This is a genomic window from Idiomarina sp. OXR-189, assembly GCF_034373425.1.
Lineage (GTDB): Bacteria > Pseudomonadota > Gammaproteobacteria > Enterobacterales > Alteromonadaceae > Idiomarina > Idiomarina zobellii.
In genome coordinates this window covers 282,432-304,552 of record NZ_CP139706.1, presented here as the reverse complement: position 1 = coordinate 304,552, position 22,121 = coordinate 282,432, and the positions used below count along the sequence as shown (strand labels likewise).

At 48.1% G+C, this 22,121-nt stretch carries 29 protein-coding genes; 17 read left to right on the top strand and 12 right to left on the bottom strand.

Annotation, left to right across the window (positions count from 1 at the left end; genetic code table 11):
- Positions 1-87: 87 nt before the first annotated feature.
- From lexA to UM402_RS01415, 6 genes are all read left to right on the top strand, one after another.
- On the top strand, positions 88-705 hold the full coding sequence (gene lexA / locus UM402_RS01440; RefSeq protein WP_053953180.1) for a transcriptional repressor LexA: 618 nt from the start codon (positions 88-90) through the stop codon (positions 703-705).
- Positions 702-1,133: a hypothetical protein gene (locus UM402_RS01435; RefSeq protein WP_053953181.1), complete on the top strand. Its 432-nt coding sequence runs from the start codon at positions 702-704 to the stop codon at positions 1,131-1,133. Before lexA ends, UM402_RS01435 begins: the two co-directional genes overlap by 4 nt.
- A gap of 299 nt (positions 1,134-1,432) precedes the next feature.
- Positions 1,433-2,554, top strand: coding sequence for a cytochrome c oxidase subunit II (coxB, locus tag UM402_RS01430; RefSeq protein WP_058576680.1), 1,122 nt, complete (start codon positions 1,433-1,435; stop codon positions 2,552-2,554).
- A 10-nt stretch (positions 2,555-2,564) separates the two neighbouring features.
- Complete coding sequence (ctaD, locus tag UM402_RS01425; protein ID WP_058576624.1) at positions 2,565-4,151, top strand: cytochrome c oxidase subunit I; 1,587 nt, start codon at positions 2,565-2,567, stop codon at positions 4,149-4,151.
- A gap of 5 nt (positions 4,152-4,156) precedes the next feature.
- Complete coding sequence (locus UM402_RS01420; RefSeq protein ID WP_058576623.1) at positions 4,157-4,726, top strand: cytochrome c oxidase assembly protein; 570 nt, start codon at positions 4,157-4,159, stop codon at positions 4,724-4,726.
- A gap of 11 nt (positions 4,727-4,737) precedes the next feature.
- A complete protein-coding gene (locus tag UM402_RS01415) occupies positions 4,738-5,613 on the top strand; it encodes a cytochrome c oxidase subunit 3 (RefSeq protein ID WP_058576622.1) in 876 nt (291 codons plus the stop codon).
- Between the two features lie 14 nt (positions 5,614-5,627).
- Here the strand turns inward: UM402_RS01415 and UM402_RS01410 are convergent, their stop codons facing one another.
- Complete coding sequence (locus UM402_RS01410) at positions 5,628-5,843, bottom strand: DUF2909 domain-containing protein (protein ID WP_058576621.1); 216 nt, start codon at positions 5,841-5,843, stop codon at positions 5,628-5,630.
- Between UM402_RS01410 and UM402_RS01405 the strand changes: the two genes are divergently transcribed.
- Genes UM402_RS01405 through UM402_RS01385 form a run of 5 tightly spaced genes read left to right on the top strand, consistent with a single transcriptional unit; the run spans position 5,821 to position 9,652 of the window.
- Complete coding sequence (locus tag UM402_RS01405) at positions 5,821-6,576, top strand: SURF1 family protein (RefSeq protein ID WP_058576620.1); 756 nt, start codon at positions 5,821-5,823, stop codon at positions 6,574-6,576. The genes UM402_RS01410 and UM402_RS01405 overlap by 23 nt on opposite strands.
- Complete coding sequence (locus UM402_RS01400; RefSeq protein ID WP_053953187.1) at positions 6,573-7,118, top strand: hypothetical protein; 546 nt, start codon at positions 6,573-6,575, stop codon at positions 7,116-7,118. Before UM402_RS01405 ends, UM402_RS01400 begins: the two co-directional genes overlap by 4 nt.
- Before the next feature lie 12 nt (positions 7,119-7,130).
- The gene (locus UM402_RS01395; RefSeq protein ID WP_058576619.1) at positions 7,131-8,120 is read left to right on the top strand and encodes a COX15/CtaA family protein; all 990 of its coding nucleotides are present in this window, start codon (positions 7,131-7,133) and stop codon (positions 8,118-8,120) included.
- Positions 8,121-8,132: 12 nt separating this feature from the next.
- On the top strand, positions 8,133-9,029 hold the full coding sequence (cyoE, locus tag UM402_RS01390; RefSeq protein ID WP_053953189.1) for a heme o synthase: 897 nt from the start codon (positions 8,133-8,135) through the stop codon (positions 9,027-9,029).
- A gap of 8 nt (positions 9,030-9,037) precedes the next feature.
- A complete protein-coding gene (locus tag UM402_RS01385) occupies positions 9,038-9,652 on the top strand; it encodes an SCO family protein (protein ID WP_058576618.1) in 615 nt (204 codons plus the stop codon).
- Between the two features lies 1 nt (position 9,653).
- On the opposite strand, the gene UM402_RS01380 is transcribed toward UM402_RS01385, so the two are convergent.
- Positions 9,654-10,736: a polysaccharide deacetylase family protein gene (locus tag UM402_RS01380; RefSeq protein WP_058576617.1), complete on the bottom strand. Its 1,083-nt coding sequence runs from the start codon at positions 10,734-10,736 to the stop codon at positions 9,654-9,656.
- A 60-nt stretch (positions 10,737-10,796) separates the two neighbouring features.
- On the opposite strand from UM402_RS01380, the gene UM402_RS01375 reads away from it, so the two are divergent.
- Positions 10,797-12,128 carry an MATE family efflux transporter gene (locus UM402_RS01375; protein WP_058576616.1) on the top strand — a complete coding sequence of 444 codons (1,332 nt, stop codon included), beginning with the start codon at positions 10,797-10,799 and terminating at the stop codon, positions 12,126-12,128.
- Here the strand turns inward: UM402_RS01375 and nfuA are convergent.
- Positions 12,091-12,669, bottom strand: coding sequence for a Fe-S biogenesis protein NfuA (gene nfuA, locus UM402_RS01370; RefSeq protein ID WP_058576615.1), 579 nt, complete (start codon positions 12,667-12,669; stop codon positions 12,091-12,093). The two genes, UM402_RS01375 and nfuA, sit on opposite strands and share 38 nt — an antisense overlap.
- 72 nt (positions 12,670-12,741) lie before the next feature.
- Positions 12,742-13,425, bottom strand: a complete 684-nt coding sequence (locus UM402_RS01365; RefSeq protein WP_058576614.1) for a ComF family protein — start codon at positions 13,423-13,425, stop codon at positions 12,742-12,744.
- 41 nt (positions 13,426-13,466) lie between these two features.
- Between UM402_RS01365 and bioH the strand changes: the two genes are divergently transcribed.
- The gene (bioH, locus tag UM402_RS01360; protein WP_058576613.1) at positions 13,467-14,234 is read left to right on the top strand and encodes a pimeloyl-ACP methyl ester esterase BioH; all 768 of its coding nucleotides are present in this window, start codon (positions 13,467-13,469) and stop codon (positions 14,232-14,234) included.
- Here the strand turns inward: bioH and mutM are convergent.
- Entirely contained in the window at positions 14,231-15,043 is an 813-nt protein-coding gene (gene mutM, locus UM402_RS01355; protein WP_058576612.1) for a bifunctional DNA-formamidopyrimidine glycosylase/DNA-(apurinic or apyrimidinic site) lyase, read from the bottom strand. The genes bioH and mutM overlap by 4 nt on opposite strands.
- A 3-nt stretch (positions 15,044-15,046) precedes the next feature.
- Positions 15,047-15,541 (bottom strand): hypothetical protein, encoded by a 495-nt coding sequence (locus UM402_RS01350; protein ID WP_053953197.1) that lies wholly within the window; start codon positions 15,539-15,541, stop codon positions 15,047-15,049.
- A gap of 93 nt (positions 15,542-15,634) precedes the next feature.
- Here UM402_RS01350 and UM402_RS01345 point away from each other — a divergent pair, with 93 nt between their 5' ends.
- On the top strand, positions 15,635-16,252 hold the full coding sequence (locus UM402_RS01345; RefSeq protein WP_058576611.1) for a 2OG-Fe(II) oxygenase: 618 nt from the start codon (positions 15,635-15,637) through the stop codon (positions 16,250-16,252).
- Positions 16,253-16,317: 65 nt separating this feature from the next.
- On the opposite strand, the gene rpmG is transcribed toward UM402_RS01345, so the two are convergent.
- The 3 genes from rpmG to radC form a co-directional block, all read right to left on the bottom strand.
- Positions 16,318-16,473 carry a 50S ribosomal protein L33 gene (rpmG, locus tag UM402_RS01340; RefSeq protein ID WP_008489399.1) on the bottom strand — a complete coding sequence of 52 codons (156 nt, stop codon included), beginning with the start codon at positions 16,471-16,473 and terminating at the stop codon, positions 16,318-16,320.
- Positions 16,474-16,485: 12 nt separating this feature from the next.
- On the bottom strand, positions 16,486-16,722 hold the full coding sequence (gene rpmB / locus UM402_RS01335; RefSeq protein WP_053953199.1) for a 50S ribosomal protein L28: 237 nt from the start codon (positions 16,720-16,722) through the stop codon (positions 16,486-16,488).
- A 181-nt stretch (positions 16,723-16,903) separates the two neighbouring features.
- Positions 16,904-17,578: a RadC family protein gene (radC, locus tag UM402_RS01330; RefSeq protein WP_053953200.1), complete on the bottom strand. Its 675-nt coding sequence runs from the start codon at positions 17,576-17,578 to the stop codon at positions 16,904-16,906.
- Between the two features lie 100 nt (positions 17,579-17,678).
- On the opposite strand from radC, the gene coaBC reads away from it, so the two are divergent.
- The 3 genes from coaBC to slmA are packed head-to-tail and all read left to right on the top strand — an operon-like array spanning position 17,679 to position 20,003.
- On the top strand, positions 17,679-18,917 hold the full coding sequence (coaBC, locus tag UM402_RS01325; protein ID WP_058576610.1) for a bifunctional phosphopantothenoylcysteine decarboxylase/phosphopantothenate--cysteine ligase CoaBC: 1,239 nt from the start codon (positions 17,679-17,681) through the stop codon (positions 18,915-18,917).
- Between the two features lie 11 nt (positions 18,918-18,928).
- Entirely contained in the window at positions 18,929-19,384 is a 456-nt protein-coding gene (gene dut, locus UM402_RS01320; RefSeq protein ID WP_053953202.1) for a dUTP diphosphatase, read from the top strand.
- A 28-nt stretch (positions 19,385-19,412) separates the two neighbouring features.
- Entirely contained in the window at positions 19,413-20,003 is a 591-nt protein-coding gene (gene slmA / locus UM402_RS01315; protein WP_053953203.1) for a nucleoid occlusion factor SlmA, read from the top strand.
- Between the two features lie 36 nt (positions 20,004-20,039).
- Here slmA and gpsA read toward each other — a convergent pair whose 3' ends face one another.
- Genes gpsA through UM402_RS01300 form a run of 3 tightly spaced genes read right to left on the bottom strand, consistent with a single transcriptional unit; the run spans position 20,040 to position 22,028 of the window.
- On the bottom strand, positions 20,040-21,041 hold the full coding sequence (gene gpsA, locus UM402_RS01310; protein ID WP_058576609.1) for an NAD(P)H-dependent glycerol-3-phosphate dehydrogenase: 1,002 nt from the start codon (positions 21,039-21,041) through the stop codon (positions 20,040-20,042).
- Between the two features lie 12 nt (positions 21,042-21,053).
- Positions 21,054-21,557 carry a protein-export chaperone SecB gene (gene secB, locus UM402_RS01305; protein ID WP_053953205.1) on the bottom strand — a complete coding sequence of 168 codons (504 nt, stop codon included), beginning with the start codon at positions 21,555-21,557 and terminating at the stop codon, positions 21,054-21,056.
- 42 nt (positions 21,558-21,599) lie between these two features.
- Positions 21,600-22,028, bottom strand: coding sequence for a rhodanese-like domain-containing protein (locus UM402_RS01300; protein WP_058576608.1), 429 nt, complete (start codon positions 22,026-22,028; stop codon positions 21,600-21,602).
- Positions 22,029-22,121: the final 93 nt, after the last annotated feature.

Here is a 22,121-nt window from a genome sequence, read left to right as displayed (position 1 = left end):
AAATAAAAGTCGTTGGTGAAATGACTTGCGAAATAAAAATACCTGTATATACTCACAGTATAACTGTACATAAACACAGGTTCGAATATGCGCCCTTTAACACCAAGACAGTCTGAAATATTAGAGCTTATTAAAGACAACCTGCACGCAACCGGTATGCCGCCGACACGTGCGGAAATTGCTTCCAAGCTTGGCTTTCGTTCTGCCAACGCCGCCGAAGAGCATTTAAAGGCGTTAGCGCGTAAAGGTGTTATTGAAATTATGCCAGGTATGTCTCGCGGCATTCGCTTAGTGGGCGACGACTTTGATGTCGCCGAAGGTTTGCCGCTGATTGGCCAGGTCGCCGCCGGTGAGCCGCTGCTTGCAGAACAGCATGTTGAAGGGCATTACAAAGTCGACGAATCATTATTTCAGCCTGCCGCCAGCTTTCTCCTGAAAGTTAACGGTATGAGCATGAGAGACATTGGTATCTTGGACGGTGACTTACTTGCCGTGCATAAAACTGAGCAAGCCAGAAATGGACAGGTTGTTGTTGCTCGGGTTGAAGACGAAGTCACGGTAAAACGGTTTGAGCGCAAAGGTCGCACTGTCTTGTTACATCCGGAAAATCCAGAATTCTCCACCATCACTGTTGATCTAGCATCGCAAGTATTCGCGATTGAAGGTCTGGCGGTTGGTGTTATCAGAAATGGAGCTGCACTATGAAAATTCAACAGAACAACAAATTGCACCACCCGGGTTTGTGGAAAGCTGCACCGACGGATATTAAGTTTGAACAAGAAACAGGCGCAGAGGCAGTCGAGACAGACGCCTTATCACCAGCTGTTCAGAATGCTTTACAACAAAAGCCAAGTGAGTGGGTTACTGTTATCGGCGGTGACAAAAATGTCATTGCCCAGCTTATTGAATCCGGTGTTGCGGAGCATCAAATTCGTTGGTTACGCAGTCACTCTGCCGAACGTTGTGAGTGGGCATTGGAGCAAGCGCTATTAGCGGGAAACAGCAGTATGGTTATTGCCTATCTCGACTCTGTCTCAAGCCGCACATGGCAGCGCGCAAAAATGGCAAGTAAATTAAGTCACACTCAATACTTCCTGTTTGATAAAAACACACTAACATCCCACCTCCACTAAATCCTCGTTAGTGTGTTTCTTCCTTGATAGGCTGCTTCGGCAGCCTTTTTTTAACAGATCAGTTCATTTATTGACCATTTGTTTGATTTGATCTGGATCTTTCTTTGTAAATTAGTTAATAAATGTACTACCCGACTATAAAAATATTATAACAACGATAATTATAACAAAGAGTCTGTAGAGAAAGTGATTTCTGGGGAGAAGCTGTTCCTTTTTCTGCTTACCTCTTTGTTCTTCGAATTTTGATCGGAATTGGCCTTTCGGTCTCATTGAAGAATAAGAGGAGAAGTCACGTGAAAATGAAGCCTCTGTGGGCACTATTGGCTATGTTGAGCTTACCTGCTAGCGCAGAAAACCAACTCAACCTAACCAAGGGTGTTACTGAAGTCAGTAACCGAGTTTACGACCTGCACATGACGATATTTTACATCTGTTGTGCCATTGGTGTGGTCGTGTTCGGTTTAATGTTCATTTCGATGATTCGCCATCGCAAATCGAAAAACCCCAAACCAGCGAATTTCCACGAGAACGTAAAAGTTGAAATTGCCTGGACCATTATTCCACTGTTAATTCTTGTGGGTATGGCCATTCCGGCAACAACAACTCTAATTGCTATGGAAGATACATCAGACGCTGATGTCACTATTCAGGTTACGGGTTCGCAATGGAAATGGCACTACAAATACTTCGAGAATGACGTTGAGTTCTTCAGTCGTTTGGCGACTCAACAAGAACAAATAGACAATAAATTCGACAAAAGCGAAAACTACTTACTCGAAGTCGATCGCCCGCTGGTTATTCCAACGGGTCAAAAAGTCCGCTTCCTGGTAACTTCCGACGACGTTATTCACAGTTGGTGGGTTCCTGACTTCGCGGTTAAGAAAGACGCTAACCCCGGCTTCATCAACGAAACCTGGACCAAAGTAGACGAGCCTGGTATTTACCGTGGTCAGTGCGCCGAGCTTTGCGGTCAGGATCACGGATTCATGCCTGTGGTTGTTATTGCCAAAGAGCCGGCTGAATACGAAAAGTGGATAACCGAGCTTGAAGCAGAGCAAGAAGCCGCTCGCGAGCGTGAGCAAGAGCTCTTAGCCATGGAAATGTCAGAAGACGAACTCATGGACTTAGGCGAGAAAGTTTACAACAGTACTTGTGCTTCATGTCACCAACCTACCGGCCAAGGTGTTGACGGCGTATTCCCTGCATTGGCAGGAAGCGGTGTATCTGTCGACCCAAACGCTAAAGCAAAACATATAGACATCGTTGTTAATGGCGTTACCGGCACTGCTATGCAGGCGTTCGGCCAACAGCTGAGCATGCGTGAGCTTGCAGCTGTTATCACCTACGAGCGTAATGCCTGGGGTAACGACACCGGCGACCTGATACAGGCAGCCGACATTAACGAAGTCATGAATCAATAAGGAGACGGTGATGAGCACAGCAGTCGAAGCAAACCATCACGACGCACACCACGATCATAAGCCGTCTGGTATTGGTCGCTGGCTATTTACAACCAACCATAAAGACATTGGTTCAATGTATTTATGGTTCAGTTTTATTATGTTTTTAACCGGCGGTGCCATGGCTATGGTTATCCGCGCGGAACTTTTCCAGCCGGGTCTGCAACTGGTTGATCCGCATTTCTTTAACCAAATGACCACGGTGCACGGCCTTATTATGGTCTTTGGTGCTGTTATGCCTGCCTTTACCGGCTTGGCTAACTGGATGATTCCAATGATGATTGGGGCGCCGGACATGGCATTGCCTCGTATGAATAACTGGAGCTTCTGGATTCTTCCATTTGCTTTCATTATTCTGCTGGGCTCTTTGTTCATGGAAGGTGGCGGTCCTGCCTTCGGTTGGACATTCTACGCGCCGCTTTCAACCACTTACAGTTCAGACTCTACCGCACTGTTCGTGTTCTCGGTTCACATTATGGGTATTTCATCCATTATGGGTGCTATTAACGTCATTGTGACCATAATGAACATGCGCGCGCCTGGTATGAACTACATGAAAATGCCGCTGTTTGTCTGGACTTGGTTAATTACCGCATTCCTGCTAATTGCAGTTATGCCAGTATTGGCAGGGGCAGTCACCATGGTATTGACCGATAAATACTTTGGTACTAGCTTCTTCGATGCCGCAGGCGGTGGTGACCCGGTTATGTTCCAGCATATTTTCTGGTTCTTCGGGCATCCTGAAGTCTACATCATGATTCTACCGTCCTTTGGTATTATCTCGGCAATTATTCCCGCGTTTACGCGAAAACGGCTGTTTGGCTACTCGTCGATGGTGTATGCAACCGCCGCCATTGCGTTACTGTCATTCCTGGTGTGGGCTCACCACATGTTTACCACCGGTATGCCGGTCTTCGCAGAGCTGTTCTTTATGTACTGCACCATGCTCATAGCGGTGCCAACCGGGGTGAAAGTCTTTAACTGGGTTGCCACTATGTGGAAAGGCTCGATGACATTCGAGACGCCTATGCTATTTGCGCTAGCCTTTGTCATTCTGTTCACCATTGGTGGGTTCTCTGGGCTTATGTTGGCAATTACACCGGTCGACTTCCAGTATCACGATACTTACTTTGTGGTTGCACACTTCCACTATGTATTGGTGTCCGGTGCTATTTTCTCGATTATGGCAGCGGCTTATTACTGGTTACCGAAGTGGACAGGCCACATGTACGACTCGACATTGGCGAAAACCCACTTCTGGGCATCAGTCATTTCAGTGAACGTACTGTTCTTCCCAATGCATTTTGCGGGACTGGCCGGTATGCCTCGTCGTATTCCTGACTATGCGACTCAGTTTGCGGATGTGAACCAAATTACCAGTATTGGTGGTTTTGCGTTCGGTCTGTCGCAGCTGATTTTCTTGTGGGTAGTTATCAAATGTGTGAAAGGCGGCGAAAAAGCAGAAGCTAAGCCGTGGGAAGGCGCGGAAGGCCTGGAATGGACAGTACCTTCTCCGGCTCCGTATCACACCTTTGAAAAACCACCGAAAGTGGATTAAGACCTATGTCTGAAGAACGTCCGAATAACAGCATTCTGGTTAAGCGACTGTTACTGACAGTCGCTGGGATGTTTGCGTTTGGGTTCGCACTGGTGCCGTTGTATGACGTGTTCTGTGAAGTGACTGGCTTCAACGGCCGTACCAGTAATGAAGCTGCGACTTATGAAATGGTCGAGGTAGACGAATCACGTACTATCAAGGTTCAGTTCCTTACGCGTAATGCTAAAGGCATTCCCTGGAAGTTCGAGCCGTCAGTAAAAGAGGTTCGTATTCATCCAGGCGAAACGAAAGTGGTTAATTTCCTGGCAGCAAACCCAACCGAGTCCGATATGGTTGCCCAGGCAATTCCATCTGTAGCGCCGGCTGAGGCCTCTCTCTATTTGAATAAAGTGGAATGCTTCTGCTTTAATCAGCAGCCGCTGGCAGCTAACTCAGATACGGAAATGCCTATGCAATTTTATGTCGATCCGGACATTCCAGACCATATTACAACCTTTACCCTGTCATACACGCTGTACGATATGACAGCCAATACGTCCGCTGAGCGAATGGCTCAGTTATTAAAAACAGAATAAGGAAAGACGTTATGGCAGAACAACAAAGTTATTATGTTCCTGCTTCCAGCCCTTGGCCGATAGTCGGCGCTATCGGCCTGGGACTTATTGCGTGGGGCGCAGGCCACACCGTTATTGATATATCGAAAGAACAAGACGGCTACGGCAGCACCGTACTTATTGCCGGGCTTGTTGTCATGGCGGTTATGCTTTTTGGCTGGTTCCGCGACCAAATTCACGAGTCGATGAAAGGTTTGTACAGCGACCAGTTAGGCGTTTCTTACAAGCAAGGCATGAGCTGGTTTATTTTCTCAGAGGTTATGTTCTTCGCCGCCTTCTTTGGTGCCTTGTTTTATGCCCGTGTTATCGCCGTTCAATGGCTAGGCGGTGACAGTAATAACGCAATGACCAATGAAGTGCTTTGGCCGGAATTTGTCGCACACTGGCCATTGGTGAATACGCCGGGCGGCACAGAAACACAGGCAATGGGTTGGTACGGCCTGCCGGCTATTAACACCATCATTCTGTTAATTAGCTCGGTGACCTGTCACTTTGCGCACACAGGCCTTGAGCAAGGAAAGCGTAAGCAACTGACCGGCATGCTGGGTGTGACCATTATTCTTGGTCTAATCTTCCTGTACCTGCAAGGTGCGGAATACGTACACGCATACAAAGACCTTGGACTCACCCTGGACTCAGGCATTTACGGTAATACCTTCTATATGCTTACCGGCTTCCACGGTCTGCACGTGACCTTAGGTACCGTCATGCTCATTATTATGTTCCTGCGGGTCCTGAAAGGCCACTTCACACCGGATAATCACTTCGCATTCCAGGCCACGAGCTGGTACTGGCACTTTGTTGATGTGGTTTGGTTATGTTTATTCGTGGTGGTTTACGTACTGTAAGAAAAGCGCCCCGTTTAATAGGGGCGTGGATTTAACGGCAAAAAGCCGCCGTAAGTGGCCGCTATTAATGCAATTAAAATAATAGCGGCTATTCCCACTCGTTTTCCCAAATAATGAGACATCGGTGGTTTGTTGGGATCGTTACGCAGCATCGAAAATAATGCGCGAAACAAATTCACCACCATATACACGAGCAGTAGAACAATAATGACCTTAAAAACGACCAACATAAAAATTCCTCTTGTTGCAACAATCATTACTTTGCTGGCAATTGGGGTGTTGGTCAAGCTTGGCTTTTGGCAGTTAGACAGAGCTGAGGAAAAACAGCAGCTGTTTACCGACTACGAGTCTCAACAAACTAATGAAGCTCGGCCTTTAAGCTCTATCAAAGACTTAAACGCAGATAAGCACCGGTTTACTTATGTGTCAGTCAGCGGCGAATTTCAGCCGGCACCGGTGTTATTACTGGATAATAAAATTCAGGACGGAACTGTTGGCTACAATGTGTTGGGCTTTTTTCAACCAGACTCGCCCGAACTGACAGTACAACTGGTTAATTTAGGCTGGATTCCGGCGCCCACATTACGCAGCGACATTCCCGAGATTGAGTTACCTCACGGCAAGCTAACACTCACCGCCTATCTGTATTTTCCAAATTCAAACGAGCTAACCCAAAATTCCTTCGAATACGCCACAGATAATGATTCCGTTCGTATTCAGGAAGCGACACCAAATGCACTTTCTCAGGAGTTCAACCTGACACCCCGCTCTCACCTGCTACTGCTTGAAACCCCAGAAAATATCGGCTGGCAACGAGACTGGGAACCACAAGTCATGAAACCAGAAAAACATTATGGATATGCGACACAATGGTTCTCTCTTGCGGTCGCATGTTTGGTGATTTTCGTAATTGCTGTTATAAAACTTAACAAACAATCAAAAAAAGAAGAGGAGACCCAATGAGCTCCCCAAATCGCTCAAGAAAAGCTATTTTAACGGTGTTTGCGTTATTCCTATTACCAGTCATAGCCGCCTGGGTTATTTTGTCGCAGAACTGGTATGAAGCAGGCACCAACAAAGGCACCTTACTACAGCCGCCTGTTACGCTGAGTTCAGAAGTCGATACACTGCCGGAAGGCTGGAAACTGGGCTATATACCTCCCGAAAACTGCGACCAAACCTGCAAAAATGCTCTCTACGTCATGAATCAGGTTGATGTAGCCATTGGCAAGGACACCGATCGCTTAACTCCGGTCACTTTTCACGACAACAATGACCAGCTTTCAGATTATGAGCGTGATGCGCCGCAAATAACTCCAATAACAGCGCCGGCTATCATTCGCGAGCTTCATAATTTACCCGCCAATACGCTGTTCATCATCGACCCTATGCACAACGTTATGCTGTACTACCCAACACATAGCGACAAAGAAGCGATGATTAAAGAAGGTAAAAACGTACTGGCTGATCTTCGCAAGCTGCTTAAGCTCAGTCGAATTGGATAAGGAGCTTAGCAGATGAGAACTCTGGTTAAAATTAGCGTATTTTTTGCCTTTGTTGTTATTGTTCTGGGCGCTTTTACTCGCCTGACTGAGGCGGGCCTCGGTTGCCCGGACTGGCCGGGCTGCTACGGTTTTTTGAAAGTGCCTTCGCAGGAAGAGCATATTATGCAGGCGGAGCTTCGCTTCCCGGACGCCCCGGTTGAACAGGACAAAGCCTGGAATGAGATGATCCACCGATATTTCGCGGGCACACTTGGCATTCTTATTCTGGTGATTGCTGCTGCCTCCTGGGTAAGAAGCCGCAAACCTAGCCACTACCCAACACCAGTGAAATTGCCGACACTGCTGCTAGGCCTGGTCATTTTCCAGGCCGCACTGGGTATGTGGACTGTGACTATGAACTTACAACCGCTGATAGTCATGGGCCATTTGCTGGGAGGGTTCTCGGTCATATCACTACTTTACCTGCTGTCACTGAGGCTGTCCGACTTCCGGTTAGCAGGCGGCGACCCCGAACTTCGACGTTACCGGGGCCTGGCATTTTTTGCGATGCTAGTCGTTATTGGACAAATAGCCCTGGGCGGTTGGGTCGCAGCCAACTACGCCGCTGTTGCCTGTACCGAGCTGCCATTTTGTGAGGGCGACTGGACGTCAAACTTAGACTTTGCCGGCGCCTTCAGTATTCCGGAAGCCGACACCTACCAGTTTGGTGCTCACGACTATGATGACCGCATGACCATGCATGTTATTCACCGTATAGGCGCTATTGTGACCTTCTTAGTGTTGTGCACGTTACTGTTCAAATGTTGGCGCAAAGCGAAGTCTCAATTTTTCCGCAGTAAGCTATCTGTTATAGGCTTGTTATTAGTTTTGCAAATTGCGCTGGGTATTAGTAACGTAGTCTTTCAATTACCGCTTTGGAATGCGGTAGCTCACAATGCCGTTGGGGCATTATTGCTGCTGTCTTTGGTCGGGTTGAATTACAACCTGTCCAGAAAAGCGTAAGGAGTTGTAGTTATGCAATCCGTTGCCACAAAACAAATAACAAAAACGCGCAACGCACATTGGCGAGACTACCTTGAGTTAACTAAACCTCGTGTCGTCGCGTTATTACTGCTCACTGCCGTTGTTGGCATGTGCCTGGCCACTGAGCAGCTTGTTTCTCTGTCGGTATTAGTGCCTGCCTTAACCGGTATCGGCTTAATGTCTGCTGCTGCCGCAGCGGTTAACCACTTGGTCGATCGCCACATAGACGCAAAAATGGCTCGAACGCTTCGTCGTCCGCTGCCTCAGGGGAATTTATCGCCCGCTAAAGTCATCACTTTTGCGACCACTATCGGTGTTATCGGTTTTGTCACCTTGTACGCTTGGGTAAATCCGTTAACTGCTTGGTTAACCTTTGCGTCTATGGTCGGCTACGCCTTTATTTACACCATGTTTTTGAAGCGTGCGACACCGCAGAATATCGTCATTGGTGGCTTGGCAGGAGCCGCACCGCCGCTGTTGGGTTGGACCTCGGTTACCAATGAAATATCGGCCTTCCCTATTCTGTTGGTAATGATTATTTTCACCTGGACGCCACCACATTTCTGGGCGCTAGCTGTACATCGTGCCAAAGATTACGCACGGGCAGAAATTCCGATGTTACCAGTAACTCATGGTATCGAGTTCACTAAGACCTGTATTTTCCTGTATACCATTTTGCTGGGCGTGGTTTGTCTTATGCCATTCCTTATTGGCATGACCGGTATGATTTACCTGGTGGGTGTTACAGCGCTGAACGCTATATTCCTGGCTTATGCGTGGAAACTGAAATACGCGCCGAATAAGAAAACAGCCTTTAACATGTTTGCCTTTTCTATTTGGCACCTGATGCTGCTGTTCGTTATTTTGCTGGTTGATCACTACGTATAGGGTAACTTATGAGTCGTTTCATTACCGTCATTGTTGCTGTTATTGCGTTAATTGCCGGCTGGTTGGTGTATAGCAACTTACCACAGGCGAAACCCGAAGCGCTTATATACGAGCCGCCTCGCGCACTGAAGCCTTTTACCTTAACCAGCACTAATGACGGGGAAGTTTCAAACGACGCGCTGAAAGGCCAGTGGACCTTGCTGTTCACCGGCTACACCTTTTGCCCTGATATCTGTCCGACCACCATGTCAGACATGAAGCAGGCACTGCCTGAGTTGCAAAACAGTGCCGATGAACCTGTGAAAGTCTGGATGATTTCGGTAGACCCTAAACGTGACAATATAGAGCGACTTCAAGAATACGTTGGCTATTTCGGCGACAATTTTGTCGGTGTGCGCGCTGAACATAAGTCGCTGTTTCCCTTCGTACGCGACTTGGGGCTAATGTACTCCATACCGGAAGAAGGTGAAGAGAATTACCTGGTGAATCACAGTGCCGCCATTATTTTGGTGAACCCCGATGGACACCGCAAAGCTATTTTCAATGCCGACCACAAGCGTGGGGAAATACCTGTGGTCGACATGGAACAGCTAAAACGCGACTTTTCAATTATCGCTGACTAGCTCAGTCGGGCCAGGAGCCTTGTGCGTCGGGACGAATAAGCGCTATTGAATACCAATAGTAACGCGACTCCGACGCACTGGGCGCGGTGCAATTAACACGCGAACGACCCACCGGTAAGTCAGTGGTTACTTCTACGGTAAAACGCGTGTCACTGTGCCATTCCGGCTCTAACACCTGGCCACCTGAGAAACACCGTAGCTGATTCGTGCGCACATCTTTTAACGCTCCATCACCCGTTAGAGTAACCTCCAGTGTCGGTTGCGTGTTTTCATAATCGAGCAATGGCTCTTCAGGTGTGTAACTGACCACCGGCATCGCCTTGGAGCGTAGCTTTGTCTTTAGGGTGTCTAAGTTGGCATAAATACCCGATGCCGGGAAACGAGTAATCGCAGTTTCTTCGCTCCACTCCGACCAAGGCCCAGAGTGCTGAGCAAATGCCAGAAAGCCCCAGTCATCGAGCAGCACTCTGAGTTCGTTATCGTACTCTCCATATGGGTACGCGAAATACTTTTCCTGCTCTCCTAAGTTTTCATCGATAGCCTCTTGTGCGCTGACGACATCGTAATGCATGCGCTCAACCCACTGCTCTTTGGTTTCATCGGGCTCACGGCGAATTAAGTGTGCGTGAGTCTGACCGTGGTTAGCAATGCGAGCACCTCGAGCTTCCAAATCTTTCAGCTCCTCCCAGCCCATATAATGACCTTGGTGCTTAGCCATTAAGTCCGGGTTCACAAAAACGGTATATGGCATTTCATATTGCTCTAGCAAGTCAGCCGCGTTTTCATACACATTTTGGTAACCGTCATCGAACGTAATAACAACCGCTTTTTCAGGTAACTCCCCGTTACCCTCAATGGCTTCTTGCGCCTGCTTAATATCAATGACGTTAAAATTATTGTCTTTTAAGTAGTCCAAGTGCGCTTTAAACGTGTCAGGATCAATAGAAGTGACCGCCGGCGTACTGTCGCTAACGTGGTGGTACTGCAAAACAACGACACTATCATTGGCCGCCAAGCTTTCTGATGAGCAGCCTAAGCTTAATACTGCGCAACTGCCCGCCAGTAATTTGTTCAACACCTTCATAGTCACTCCTGATACAGTATAAGTACTTGAATTAATACTTTAAAAAGTCACGAAAAGTTTATGCGAACGTTTTTGGGGTTTCCAACCGTTGACCACAGGCATGTCTTTGCCATTGCACTGCCTATGATTGTGTCCAATATCGCTGCGCCACTTCTCGGCTTGGTTGATACTGCCATCATAGGGCATTTGCCAGACGCTATCTACTTATCGGCGGTTGCCGTCGGTGCCATGGTCGTCAGCTTTATTTATTTGCTGGCTGTGTTCCTGCGTATGGCGACCACGGGCTATATAGCGCAGTCTTATGGGGCTAAAGACTTGAGTGCACAGCGCCAGCATTTCAACAATGGTGTCATTATTGCAGTCATTCTGGGTTTGGTTATTGCCTTTGCCAGCCCCTGGATTAACGACGCCGCCATGTGGGTTGTCGCACCTTCGGCTGAATTAGAACCCTACGCCCGCGAGTACATTAGTATTCGTTTATGGTCAGCCCCTGCCGCCCTTATGACGTTGGTAGCTTTAGGTGTGCTACTGGGCCGCCAAAATAGCCGCAAAGCCATGTTGTTGGTTATTATCACTAACGCCGTTAACGTGGTGATGGACGTTGTGCTGATTATCGGCCTCGACCTCAACGTGAAAGGTGCGGCCTGGGCGTCGCTGATAGCTGAGTGGGTCACCGCGATTATTGGCTTCTACTGGACCGCCCGGGCGCTGCAATGGTCACTGCCGCATTTCGCTATTAGCGGACAGGCACTAAGGCGCTTTCTTGGTGTTAACGGTAACATCTTTGTTCGGAGTTTGGTTTTACAGCTGTGTATGGCGACTATGACTGGTTACGCAACTCGTTACGGCAGTACATTGGTAGCGGTTAACGCGGTTCTCATGCAGTTTTTAATGCTGATATCTTTGGGGTTAGATGGTATTGCTTATGCGGTCGAGGCGCTAGCCGGAGCTGCAAAAGGCCAGAAAAAGCCCGATAAAATTCGCTACTGGTGCAAAATAACCCTGCTTTGGTCGTCATTATTTGCCGTCAGTTACACCTTAGTGTTTGCCATTGCCGGTGAGCAAATCGTTCGTTTAATTACAGACATTCCTGAAGTCGTGAATACCGCCATGAACTATCTTCCATGGATAATTCTTATGCCGATTATCGCGCACTGGAGTTATTGGTTTGACGGGGTATTTATTGGATTATCGATGAGCAAAGGGATGCGCAATACCATGCTGCTATCCGCTTTAATCGGTTTTATGCCGTTGTGGTGGTTAGGATTGCCGCTGGAGAACCACGGTTTGTGGTTGGCTCTCAGCGGCTTTTTATTCATGCGTGGTGTTACCCAGGCTATTTGGTTATGGCGAACTAGTAGTAAGAGTGCTCACCGTGCTCATGTTCGGTAACATCGCGTACACCGGTAATTTCATCCGGGAAGCGCTCCAGCAACTCTTTCTCAATACCATTTTTAAGTGTCACGTCTATCATGCTGCAACCATTACAACCGCCGCCGAATTGAAGTATCGCGACACCGTCATCGGTAATCTCAGTGACCATAACCTGACCACCGTGGTTTGCTAGCTGCGGATTAATTTCCACCTGAATGACATACTCAACACGGTCTACTAACGGCGCGTCGTCAGCTACTTTGCGCGCTTTTGCGTTGGGCGCTTTCAACGTCAATTGAGAGCCTAGTTCCTGCTCTTCAAAGTCAATGGCTGCGTCTTCAAGAAACGGTGCGCTACCCGAGTCGACTACCGCGTCGAAACCGTTAAATGGCAAGCGCTCATCGTCTGGTTCAACTGCGTCTGGTGGACAATAAGAAACACCGCATTCTGCGTTTGGCATACCCGGATTGACCACAAACACACGAATGTTGGTGCCCTCTGGTTGTTCTGCCAATAGCTTTTGAAAATGCGACTGCGCGGCTTCTGAAATACGAATCATAAACTGGTTACCTCACGGCTTATACCTGAGTAAATTACTAGGGTATAGTGTACCTGACATCCCACTCACTTTCTAGTCACCCTGATTATAAGCAATAGCCCATGCGTCAACATATTTTGCCCCTTTTCTATAAAGCGCATCTGCCGCTGCCATTACCGTCGCTCCGGTGGTAATAACGTCATCAAGTACCGCAACTGACTGTCCGTTAAAATCACCCAGGGCCAACTGACTTTTATGGCTGTTATGCCAACGCTCTCGTTTACTGGTTAAATGCTGCATCGGCTTTTTTCGCACGACTCTAAGCGCATTAGATACATACCTAACATTCAATAAGCCAGCGACTTCACGCGCAACAAGCGCTGTTTGATGAAAGCCGCGCTTATGCCAGGAAGCTTCGGTCATGGGCATAGCGACAATAGAGTCCGGCAGCGGCTTGCCCTGATAACACAAGGTGATATGCGCCGCCAGAATTCGGGCGAACACTGAAGACAACTCAGATCGATACTGAAACTTATAAAGTTGCATCAGTTGGCGGGTTTGAGGCTCCCAGCGCAGGCTGGCAAACCAATAGCGACACTGCTGCTCGGTTAATGCATGACTTAAGTCTGCCAAGTGCTGACAACAAGCTGGATACCAGCGAGGTAACGCCAGCTCACAGTAGCCGCAAAAGCCGCTATTGCCAGCTTGGTTCGTACCACAACTCCAACACTTGCCGCGACCAAACTGGTTGGCGATATCTCTTAAAAACGCTAGCATAAGCGCAGTTAACCGTTTGCTATTAACGTTGAGGAAGTATAGTGAGTCTATCTATTCAGTGCCACGGGGCAGGAACGCCTTTAGTTGTAATCCATGGCTGGGGAATGAACTCGAACATATGGCAGCCGGTTATTCCTTCCTTAAGTGATAAGCACAGGGTGTACTCTGTTGACTTACCGGGCTTTGGTGACTCCTCATGGCCGTTCGAAGAAGCGGTTAATTTAGAGATTTTAGTCGACGCAATAGCGCCTGCATTGCCTGAAAAGTGCCATGTTATGGGCTGGTCACTGGGTGGCTTAGTTGCTACACAGTTTGCCCTGAAGCATCCAAATAGAACGTTGTCGCTGACAACCGTGGCATCTTCCCCACACTTTGTTGAATCGGACAGCTGGCCAGGTATAAAGTCTAATGTTCTTGAGCAGTTTCAGCGCCAGCTCGATTCCGACTTTCGCAAAACCATAGAGCGTTTTTTGGCAATACAGGCAATGGGCAGTAGCGACGCCAAAGCACAAATAAAATTAGTAAGAGAGCTTATTTTTAGTAAACCAACACCGGGTCAGAAAGTGCTTAAAGAAACATTAAAGCTGCTGCAAGAGTGCGACCTTCGCGAACAGCTCGCCAATATAGAGGTACCTTTTTTACGGCTTTATGGTCGCCTGGACAGCTTAGTGCCGGAGCGCGCCATCACAAACATTGACGCACTGGCGCCGCAGTCGGCATCGTTCACGTTTAATAAAAGCTCGCACGCACCGTTTTTATCAGAGCCAGGCGACTTCTCCCGTATACTCACTGAGTTTACGCAGCGTTAGCGCTGGCAGGTAGTGCAATATACAGTACTGCGTTGACCCAGCCGAATTTCTTTCAAGCGCTGACTGCAAACCATGCACAATTTGCCACCACGGCCGTATACCTGAAGCTTTTGTGCAAAGTAGCCCGGCGCGCCGTCTACTTGGGTGAAGTCACGAAGTGTCGTGCCACCCTGCTCTATTGCCTGCGCTAAAGTGTCTTTGATAATAGGTACTAACTTCTCGTAGCGCTGTTTACTGATCTTACCGGCGGCGCGTTTAGGATTAATACCGGCTTTAAACAGAGCTTCGTTCGCGTAGATATTACCAACGCCAACCACCACTCGGTTATCCATAATAAAGGTCTTTACCGGTTGCGTGCGTTTGCGCGACTGCTCGAACAAGTAGTCTACGTGGAACGCATCTGTCAAAGGCTCGGGCCCTAAATGTTTCAGTAAATCATGAACGTCGGGCTGCTCTTTGGTAAATAGTAAGGCGCCAAAGCGACGCGGGTCGTTCAAGCGCAAACTCTGCCCATCGTCGAACTCAATACTGATGTGGTCATGCTTGTAAAAAGGCGTTTCAACAGGCACCACACGTAATTTTCCGGACATACCTAAATGCAGAATTAAGGTGCCGGCATGGGTCTCCAATAGCAAATACTTCGCTCGCCTTTTAACATTTAACAGCGTTTGCCCTTCAACTTCTTTCACTGTCTCAGGTACAGGCCAACGCAAACGGCTATCACGGACATTAACGTGACGTATTTGGCGACCTTCTATGTGCGGCGATATGCCTAACCGACTGACTTCAACTTCTGGTAATTCAGGCATGTACTAACGTCCTAATAACTGACTTACGTGTAAATTCTCAATTTTAAAATTCTGCTGCTGGTTCGGTAACCGTAGAATTAAATACGGCGACGCATACAACTCTACCCGGGCGGTATTACCGTCATTAAACGACAGTAAAACATCGGTAATTTTATCGGTAGCCTGCACATCAACCGGTGTCATCTTTATCGACAACCAGTTATTGACCACTCCACTGATTTGCTGATTTGTCAGGCGACAGTCGTTTGCACACTGCCATTCGCTGTTTGCCAGTTGTAGAGTTAAATCGGGCATTTCTATGGCAGACAAAGAGCCGTTGTCAGGAATCAACCCCATTTGCTCCGCAGACTCAGGCGCTGCTTCATTCGTTTCTTTCAATGGCGGCGCTACGTACCAAAACACAAACATAATAATTAAAATGACGTACACCAGAACATTGTTCCAGGCTCGTTTTGTCATTGTCACGCCAAAGAGTTTGCGTTTTTCGTTAACCTTCATAAAAGAGCACCCAAGTGAGTTATTTTTTGCTTGTCGCTATGGTAAGAATACCCTATATTTCGCGCGACAAAAAATGAATATGGTCATACCGCTATGCTGCTACCTACTATCATCGACTGCGTTGCCGACAACGGATACTGCATTGTCGATAATTTCCTGCCAAAGCAGCAGTCACAAGCTTTGTATGACTACTCTCAGCAACTGCCCGCACAATATTGGAATATGGCTGGCATAGGCCGACAGCAGTCACAAACCATAAACACTATGGTTCGTAACGACCGTATTTACTGGCTAACCCCGGACCAGCCTGAACACGCTGACTATCTCGCTACTATGGAACAGCTGCGTGTTGAATTTAACCGGTCGCTGTTTATGGGTTTGTTCGATTACGAATGCCACCTGGCGCACTACCCAAACGGCGCGTTTTATAAAAAACACTTAGACGCTTTTAAAGGGCGCAGTAACCGAGTGCTCACCACGGTATTTTATTTAAACCCGGAATGGCGGGAAGAAGATGGCGGACAACTGCTGATATATGGCGCAAAAGGCGAAGTGCTGGAGACTGTATTACCCCAACAAGGCCGCTTAGTCGTGTTTTTAAGTGACCGATTTGTGCATGAAGTACTGCCATCAAAACGCGACCGGTTTAGTGTCACCGGCTGGTTCCGTATTAATGCCAGTGTTTCCGGTATTATTGACCCACCGCGCTAAATAGCTGAGTAACAGGCAATAAAAAACCCAGCCGGAGCTGGGTTTTTTGTAAGCGATAAAACCAATTACTTGATTTTAGCTTCTTTGAAAATCACGTGTTTACGAACCACTGGGTCGTACTTTTTGATTTCCATTTTTTCTGGCATGGTGCGTTTATTTTTGTCTGTCGTGTAGAAGTAACCAGTACCCGCAGACGACACCAAACGAATCTTATCGCGCATAATATCTTTTCCTTACACCTTGATACCACGGCCGCGGAGATCCGCTAATACCGAGTCGATACCGTTTTTATCGATGATACGCATACCTTTAGTAGAAATGCGCAGCTTAACCCAACGCTTCTCGCTTTCTACCCAAAAGCGGTGCGATTGAAGGTTCGGCAAAAAGCGACGTTTAGTCGCATTGCGTGCGTGCGAGCGGTTGTTACCGACTACCGGACGCTTACCTGTAACTTGGCATACTTGTGACATGTCTTTACTCCAAAATTGCTGCAAGCTCGCCTGTCGCCCAACGTGACCTTGCCTATAAATCCGAGGGCGCATTTTATACAGCAAACTGCCCTTCTAATCAAGCTAATACGACGGAAATATGATCCTTAACGATCGTTCGGGCGGATTTTACGTGATTTTTCACCAAACTGCCAGTATAAAACTACAACAATCCACGCTCGGCAAACGAAATGGGTGCGCCAGCCCCAATAACGAAATGATCGAGCAAAGAAACATCAATTAAATTCAGGGCTTTTTTCACCCGTTCGGTCACTCGTTGGTCCGCCTGGCTTGGCTCTGCCACGCCCGACGGATGATTATGCGCTAAGATAACCGCCGCTGCATTGTGCTTCATAACCAGCTTAATCACTTCCCGAGGGTACACTGGCGCCGCGTTAATAGTCCCCTGAAATAGTTCTTCATAACGCAGTAGCCGGTGTTGGCTATCAAGTAGCAGTATCACGAACAGTTCACGGCACTGGTGCCTTAACTTCGACGTCAAAAAATCTTTGACCAGGCTTGGTTCTGTAAAGCCGTCGGTGCGTTCCAGTTGCCATTTTAAATATCGCCGGGACAATTCCATAACGACCTGCAATTGATTCACCCGCGCGGGTCCAATACCATCACATTCAAGCAGCTGTTCCCGACTGGCAACGAGTAAGGGTCCAATGCCATTAAAATGGTGCAGCAACTTGCGCGCAAAAGTCACTACATCCTGCCCTTGTCGGCCACTGCCCAGTAATACCGCTAGTAATTCTGCGTCACTGAGAAACTGCGCTCCCTGTAACTGCAATTTTTCGCGCGGACGCTCAGCAACTGGCCACTCCTTGACTCTCATTATTCTCTCCTTCGTTTGAACAGCGGATAAGTATAACGAGCATCTACCGTGTTTCCGGGTCTCGTGTTATCTTTACATGAGTTAACATTGAGGGGTTCGCATGACACAACTGCAGAACAAAAACATTCTTTTGGGTATTACCGGCGGCATTGCAGCCTATAAAACACCTGACCTGGTGCGCCGATTGCGTGAACAAGGTGCAGTAGTGCGCTGTGTCATGACCGAGAGTGCCAAAGCCTTTGTAACCCCACTTAGCTTACAAGCAGTGTCTGGTTTTACGGTCAGCGATGACTTGCTTGATCCCACAGCAGAAGCCGCTATGGGCCATATTGAACTGGCACGATGGGCCGACCTTATTCTTATAGCCCCGGCCACGGCGAATACTCTGGCCCGCATTACCCACGGTTTTGCCGACGACCTGCTCAGTACGCTGGTGTTAGCCAGTAAAGCACCTGTTTGCGTTGCGCCAGCAATGAACCAACAAATGTGGGCGGCAACTGCAGTGCAGAATAATGTCTCCATTTTACACGAACGCGGTATTGCCTTTATCGGCCCTGAGAGCGGTGAACAAGCCTGTGGCGACATTGGCTATGGTCGCATGACCGACCCCACTGATATTGTTAAAGCGCTACTCAACGAAAAGTTGCCAGACAACGGTTCTACAGCTTCCTGTACCTGGCAGGGTAAAACCTTTGTCATTACCGCAGGCCCAACGCGCGAAGCTATCGACCCCGTGCGTTATATCAGTAACCACAGCTCAGGGAAAATGGGCTACGCGTTAGCTCAGGCCGCTGCGAATGCCGGAGCAAAGGTTGTATTGGTGTCCGGTCCCACCCAGCTTGCCACACCGAAAGGCGTGCAACGTATTGATGTTGAAACCGCTGAGCAAATGCTGACAGCAGTACAACAACAGCTTACAGACTGCGATGTTTTTATAGGCTGCGCCGCGGTCTCCGACTATCGCGTAGAAGACATCGCCGAACATAAAATTAAGAAAGAACAAAACAGTGAACCACCCAAACTGTCACTGGTGCAAAACCCTGATATTTTAAAAACGGTGGCACAGTCTGCCAACGCCCCTTTTACCGTAGGCTTTGCCGCAGAAACCCAGAACTTAAAAGAAAATGCCTTAAGCAAATTACAGCGTAAGCAACTGCAAATGATCATCGCCAATGACGTCAGTGAGTCTCATCAGGGGTTCAATAGTGACCAGAACAGTGCGTTGATATTAAGCAAGGACAGTGAGCAGTCACTTCCAACCATGAGCAAGCATGATATGGCTGTTGCCATTATCGATGCTATTGCAAAGCGCTATTTTGATACATCCAACAGGAGCTAAGTGAACAACTCATGACGCAAGTGGACGTTAAAATTCTCGACGAACGTATCGGTCAGTCTATCCCTCTTCCTAAATATGAAACCAGCGGCTCTGCCGGCATGGATTTGCGTGCTTGTTTAGACGAGCCACTGACCATAGAGCCAGGCGAAACCCAACTCATTGGCACCGGCATTGCTATGTACATTGGTGACCCGGGCTATGCTGCTACTATTCTGCCGCGCTCAGGCCTCGGTCATAAACATGGTTTGGTCCTGGGTAACCTGGTGGGTCTTATCGATTCTGACTATCAGGGTGAGCTGAAAGTATCCTGCTGGAACCGCAGCAATAAGGCATACACCATGGAACCGGGCGACCGCATTGCCCAGTTGGTGATTCTGCCAGTGGTACAAGCCAGCATGAACATTGTCGACGAATTCGAAGAATCAGACCGTGGCGAAGGTGGTTTCGGTCACTCTGGTCGTTCTTAACTGTCCATACATAAGGAAATAACCACTCATGGCAGAACAAAAACGCAACCGTCGCGAAGAAATACTTCAGGCTTTGGCCGCAATGCTGGAAACCAGCCCGGGTCAGCGTATTACCACCGCTAAGTTGGCGGCTAACCTCGGCGTTTCCGAAGCCGCTTTGTATCGTCACTTCCCTTCTAAGGCGCGAATGTTTGAAGGCCTTATTGAGTTTGTGGAAGACACCCTGCTGACGCGTATAAACCTCATTATGAATGAAGAAAAAAATACGCTGTCTCGTTGCTACATGATTTTACAGCTACTGCTGACTTTCGCTGAACGCAACCCGGGCATTACCCGAGTTATGACGGGCGACGCACTCATGGGTGAACATGACCGCCTGCGCAGTCGCATGGAAGACTTGTTTAATCGTATTGAAAGCTCAATTAAGCAGGTTCTGCGTGAAAAAGCGATGCGGGAACAGCAGAAGTTTATTGTCGATGAGGCCGTTCTGGCAAATATGCTGCTAAGTTATGCCGACGGTAAAATCAGTCAGTTTGTTCGCTCTAACTTTAAACGCTTACCTACTGAGCACCTGGCCGCGCAATGGCAGGTCATGGAACAGCAATTAGCAGGTGCTTAAGCGAACCTAGCTAATGCAACCGGGGGCGTAGAACGGTTATTCCGTTTTACGCTCCCTGCTCAATAAGTCGATAGCCGCTTGCTGCGGTTCTTTACCTTCATAAAGGACAGCATAAATTTGCTCAGCAATGGGCATTTCCACACCATTTCGGGACGCCAGTGCGACCACTTCTTTGGTGTTACGATACCCTTCTACAGACTGACCAATATCCTTTAACGCTTGCTCAACCGACTTACCTTCGCCCAAAGCCAAACCAAAACGGCGATTGCGCGACTGATTGTCAGTACAAGTTAAGATGAGATCACCAAGACCTGCCATACCGGTAAAGGTGTCGCTTTTTGCCCCTAGTTTCAGACCAAGTCGAGTTAGCTCAGCCAGACCTCGGGTAATCAGTGCGGTACGTGCATTCGCGCCAAAGCCTATGCCGTCGGCCATACCGGCGCCAATAGCTATCACGTTTTTTACCACCCCGCCTAACTGAACACCAATAAAGTCATTGTTGGTGTAAACACGGAAGGAGCGGTCGCAATGCAGCATGTCAGACAGTTCATCGACAAAGGTTTGGTCGGTCGATGACATAGAGATAGCGGTAGGTAGACCTTTCGCCATTTCAATAGCAAAAGTGGGCCCTGACAGTACCGCCAGCGGATGCTTGTCAGCCAGAATCTCTTCGGCAACTTCATACAGCAGTCGGCCTGTATCGGGCTCCAGCCCTTTAGTTGCCCAGGCAACGCGAGCATTCTCTTTCAGCAAAGGCTTTGCCTGCTTTAACATGCTGGAAAATGAATGACTGGGCACCACAACGACCACGTTGTCGACGTCTTTCAGCGCGAGTTCAAGGTTATCGGTTACTTGCAGAGACTCAGGAAATGGGCATCCGGGTAAATACGCGGCGTTCTCTCTGGCCGACGCCATTAACGCAACTTTCTCAGAGTCCCGCCCCCACAACATTGTCGGGATGCCTTTTCGCGCAAAACAAATAGCAAGGGCGGTCCCGTAAGAGCCCGCCCCTAATATCGTCACCTGTGGTGTTTGCATTATAGCGTTCGCTTAAGCGTCAGCAGTCTGTTGACCCTGAGCTTGCTCTGCTTGCTGCTGCATGTGACGTGCAAAGATAGCGTCAAAGTTAACTGGTGCTAAGTTCAACTGAGGGAAAGTTGCACGGTTTACCAAGCTCGCTACACACTCACGTGCATAAGGGAACAAGATGTTCGGGCAGAACGAGCCCAGCATGTGCGCCAGTTGGCCTTCCTGAACTTCTTCACCAATTGAGAAGATACCTGCTTGATGCACTTCACAAAGGAAAGCGACGTCGTCTTCAACTTTGTTTGTTGCTGTTAACGTCAGTACCACTTCGTAAACGCCGTCTTCGATTTTCTCGTGCTTAACGTTTAAGTCCAGTTTAAGGTCTGGCTTCCACTCTTTGCGGAATACGCTAGGAGAATTTGGCGTTTCAAAAGAAATGTCTTTTGCATAGATACGCTGGATAGCAAATTGTGCTTGCTGCTGTTGGTTTTCGGCTGCTGCGCCGTTTGCTTGCTGTTCTTCAGCCATGATTTTACTTCCTATTCACTATGAGTTTTCAATTCGTTGTTATTATTTCTGCGAAACCGGCAGTTTTTCATTACGCCAGGTGTTCATGCCACCTTGTAATACCGCCACTTGCTTAAAGCCCTCAGCGGTTAACTGAGATGCGGCTGCTTTTGCCGTCATTCCTGTTGCACAGACTAACACAATGGGGGCGTCTTTGAACTTTTCAATAGACGTTAAGCTTTTTTGCTTAATTTTGTCCATGCTTAAGTGCGTTGAGCCGTGAATGTGGCCTTTTTTGAATTCATCCTGGTTACGAATGTCAACAAAAATGCCATCGCCACGGTTAACCCAAACCGTTGCTTCTTGCGGCTGTAGGCTCTTAATAGGTGACATGGCAGAACGCACATAAGTAATAATAAGCGCAACCAATAACACCACCCACAGGCCACTCATCATGGGGTTTCGGCTAATGAAATCTAACAGTTCTTGCATATAAGCTACCACTACCAGAGGGTTTTCAGAAAAATCTCGCGGGCAAAGAGTATACCTGTACAAATTTCAGTTGCCAGTAAAATCTTGAATGGA

What these genes read in the sequence shown, in the direction of transcription:
- lexA (WP_053953180.1), top strand. Translation starts at nt 88, where the DNA reads ATGCGCCCTTTAACACCAAGACAGTCTGAAATATTAGAGCTTATTAAA.
- UM402_RS01435 (WP_053953181.1), top strand. Translation starts at nt 702, where the DNA reads ATGAAAATTCAACAGAACAACAAATTGCACCACCCGGGTTTGTGGAAA.
- coxB (WP_058576680.1), top strand. Translation starts at nt 1,433, where the DNA reads ATGAAGCCTCTGTGGGCACTATTGGCTATGTTGAGCTTACCTGCTAGC.
- ctaD (WP_058576624.1), top strand. Translation starts at nt 2,565, where the DNA reads ATGAGCACAGCAGTCGAAGCAAACCATCACGACGCACACCACGATCAT.
- UM402_RS01420 (WP_058576623.1), top strand. Translation starts at nt 4,157, where the DNA reads ATGTCTGAAGAACGTCCGAATAACAGCATTCTGGTTAAGCGACTGTTA.
- UM402_RS01415 (WP_058576622.1), top strand. Translation starts at nt 4,738, where the DNA reads ATGGCAGAACAACAAAGTTATTATGTTCCTGCTTCCAGCCCTTGGCCG.
- UM402_RS01405 (WP_058576620.1), top strand. Translation starts at nt 5,821, where the DNA reads ATGACCTTAAAAACGACCAACATAAAAATTCCTCTTGTTGCAACAATC.
- UM402_RS01410 (WP_058576621.1), bottom strand. Translation starts at nt 5,843, where the DNA reads ATGTTGGTCGTTTTTAAGGTCATTATTGTTCTACTGCTCGTGTATATG.
- UM402_RS01400 (WP_053953187.1), top strand. Translation starts at nt 6,573, where the DNA reads ATGAGCTCCCCAAATCGCTCAAGAAAAGCTATTTTAACGGTGTTTGCG.
- UM402_RS01395 (WP_058576619.1), top strand. Translation starts at nt 7,131, where the DNA reads ATGAGAACTCTGGTTAAAATTAGCGTATTTTTTGCCTTTGTTGTTATT.
- cyoE (WP_053953189.1), top strand. Translation starts at nt 8,133, where the DNA reads ATGCAATCCGTTGCCACAAAACAAATAACAAAAACGCGCAACGCACAT.
- UM402_RS01385 (WP_058576618.1), top strand. Translation starts at nt 9,038, where the DNA reads ATGAGTCGTTTCATTACCGTCATTGTTGCTGTTATTGCGTTAATTGCC.
- UM402_RS01380 (WP_058576617.1), bottom strand. Translation starts at nt 10,736, where the DNA reads ATGAAGGTGTTGAACAAATTACTGGCGGGCAGTTGCGCAGTATTAAGC.
- UM402_RS01375 (WP_058576616.1), top strand. Translation starts at nt 10,797, where the DNA reads ATGCGAACGTTTTTGGGGTTTCCAACCGTTGACCACAGGCATGTCTTT.
- nfuA (WP_058576615.1), bottom strand. Translation starts at nt 12,669, where the DNA reads ATGATTCGTATTTCAGAAGCCGCGCAGTCGCATTTTCAAAAGCTATTG.
- UM402_RS01365 (WP_058576614.1), bottom strand. Translation starts at nt 13,425, where the DNA reads ATGCTAGCGTTTTTAAGAGATATCGCCAACCAGTTTGGTCGCGGCAAG.
- mutM (WP_058576612.1), bottom strand. Translation starts at nt 15,043, where the DNA reads ATGCCTGAATTACCAGAAGTTGAAGTCAGTCGGTTAGGCATATCGCCG.
- UM402_RS01350 (WP_053953197.1), bottom strand. Translation starts at nt 15,541, where the DNA reads ATGAAGGTTAACGAAAAACGCAAACTCTTTGGCGTGACAATGACAAAA.
- UM402_RS01345 (WP_058576611.1), top strand. Translation starts at nt 15,635, where the DNA reads ATGCTGCTACCTACTATCATCGACTGCGTTGCCGACAACGGATACTGC.
- rpmG (WP_008489399.1), bottom strand. Translation starts at nt 16,473, where the DNA reads ATGCGCGATAAGATTCGTTTGGTGTCGTCTGCGGGTACTGGTTACTTC.
- rpmB (WP_053953199.1), bottom strand. Translation starts at nt 16,722, where the DNA reads ATGTCACAAGTATGCCAAGTTACAGGTAAGCGTCCGGTAGTCGGTAAC.
- radC (WP_053953200.1), bottom strand. Translation starts at nt 17,578, where the DNA reads ATGAGAGTCAAGGAGTGGCCAGTTGCTGAGCGTCCGCGCGAAAAATTG.
- coaBC (WP_058576610.1), top strand. Translation starts at nt 17,679, where the DNA reads ATGACACAACTGCAGAACAAAAACATTCTTTTGGGTATTACCGGCGGC.
- dut (WP_053953202.1), top strand. Translation starts at nt 18,929, where the DNA reads ATGACGCAAGTGGACGTTAAAATTCTCGACGAACGTATCGGTCAGTCT.
- slmA (WP_053953203.1), top strand. Translation starts at nt 19,413, where the DNA reads ATGGCAGAACAAAAACGCAACCGTCGCGAAGAAATACTTCAGGCTTTG.
- gpsA (WP_058576609.1), bottom strand. Translation starts at nt 21,041, where the DNA reads ATGCAAACACCACAGGTGACGATATTAGGGGCGGGCTCTTACGGGACC.
- secB (WP_053953205.1), bottom strand. Translation starts at nt 21,557, where the DNA reads ATGGCTGAAGAACAGCAAGCAAACGGCGCAGCAGCCGAAAACCAACAG.
- UM402_RS01300 (WP_058576608.1), bottom strand. Translation starts at nt 22,028, where the DNA reads ATGCAAGAACTGTTAGATTTCATTAGCCGAAACCCCATGATGAGTGGC.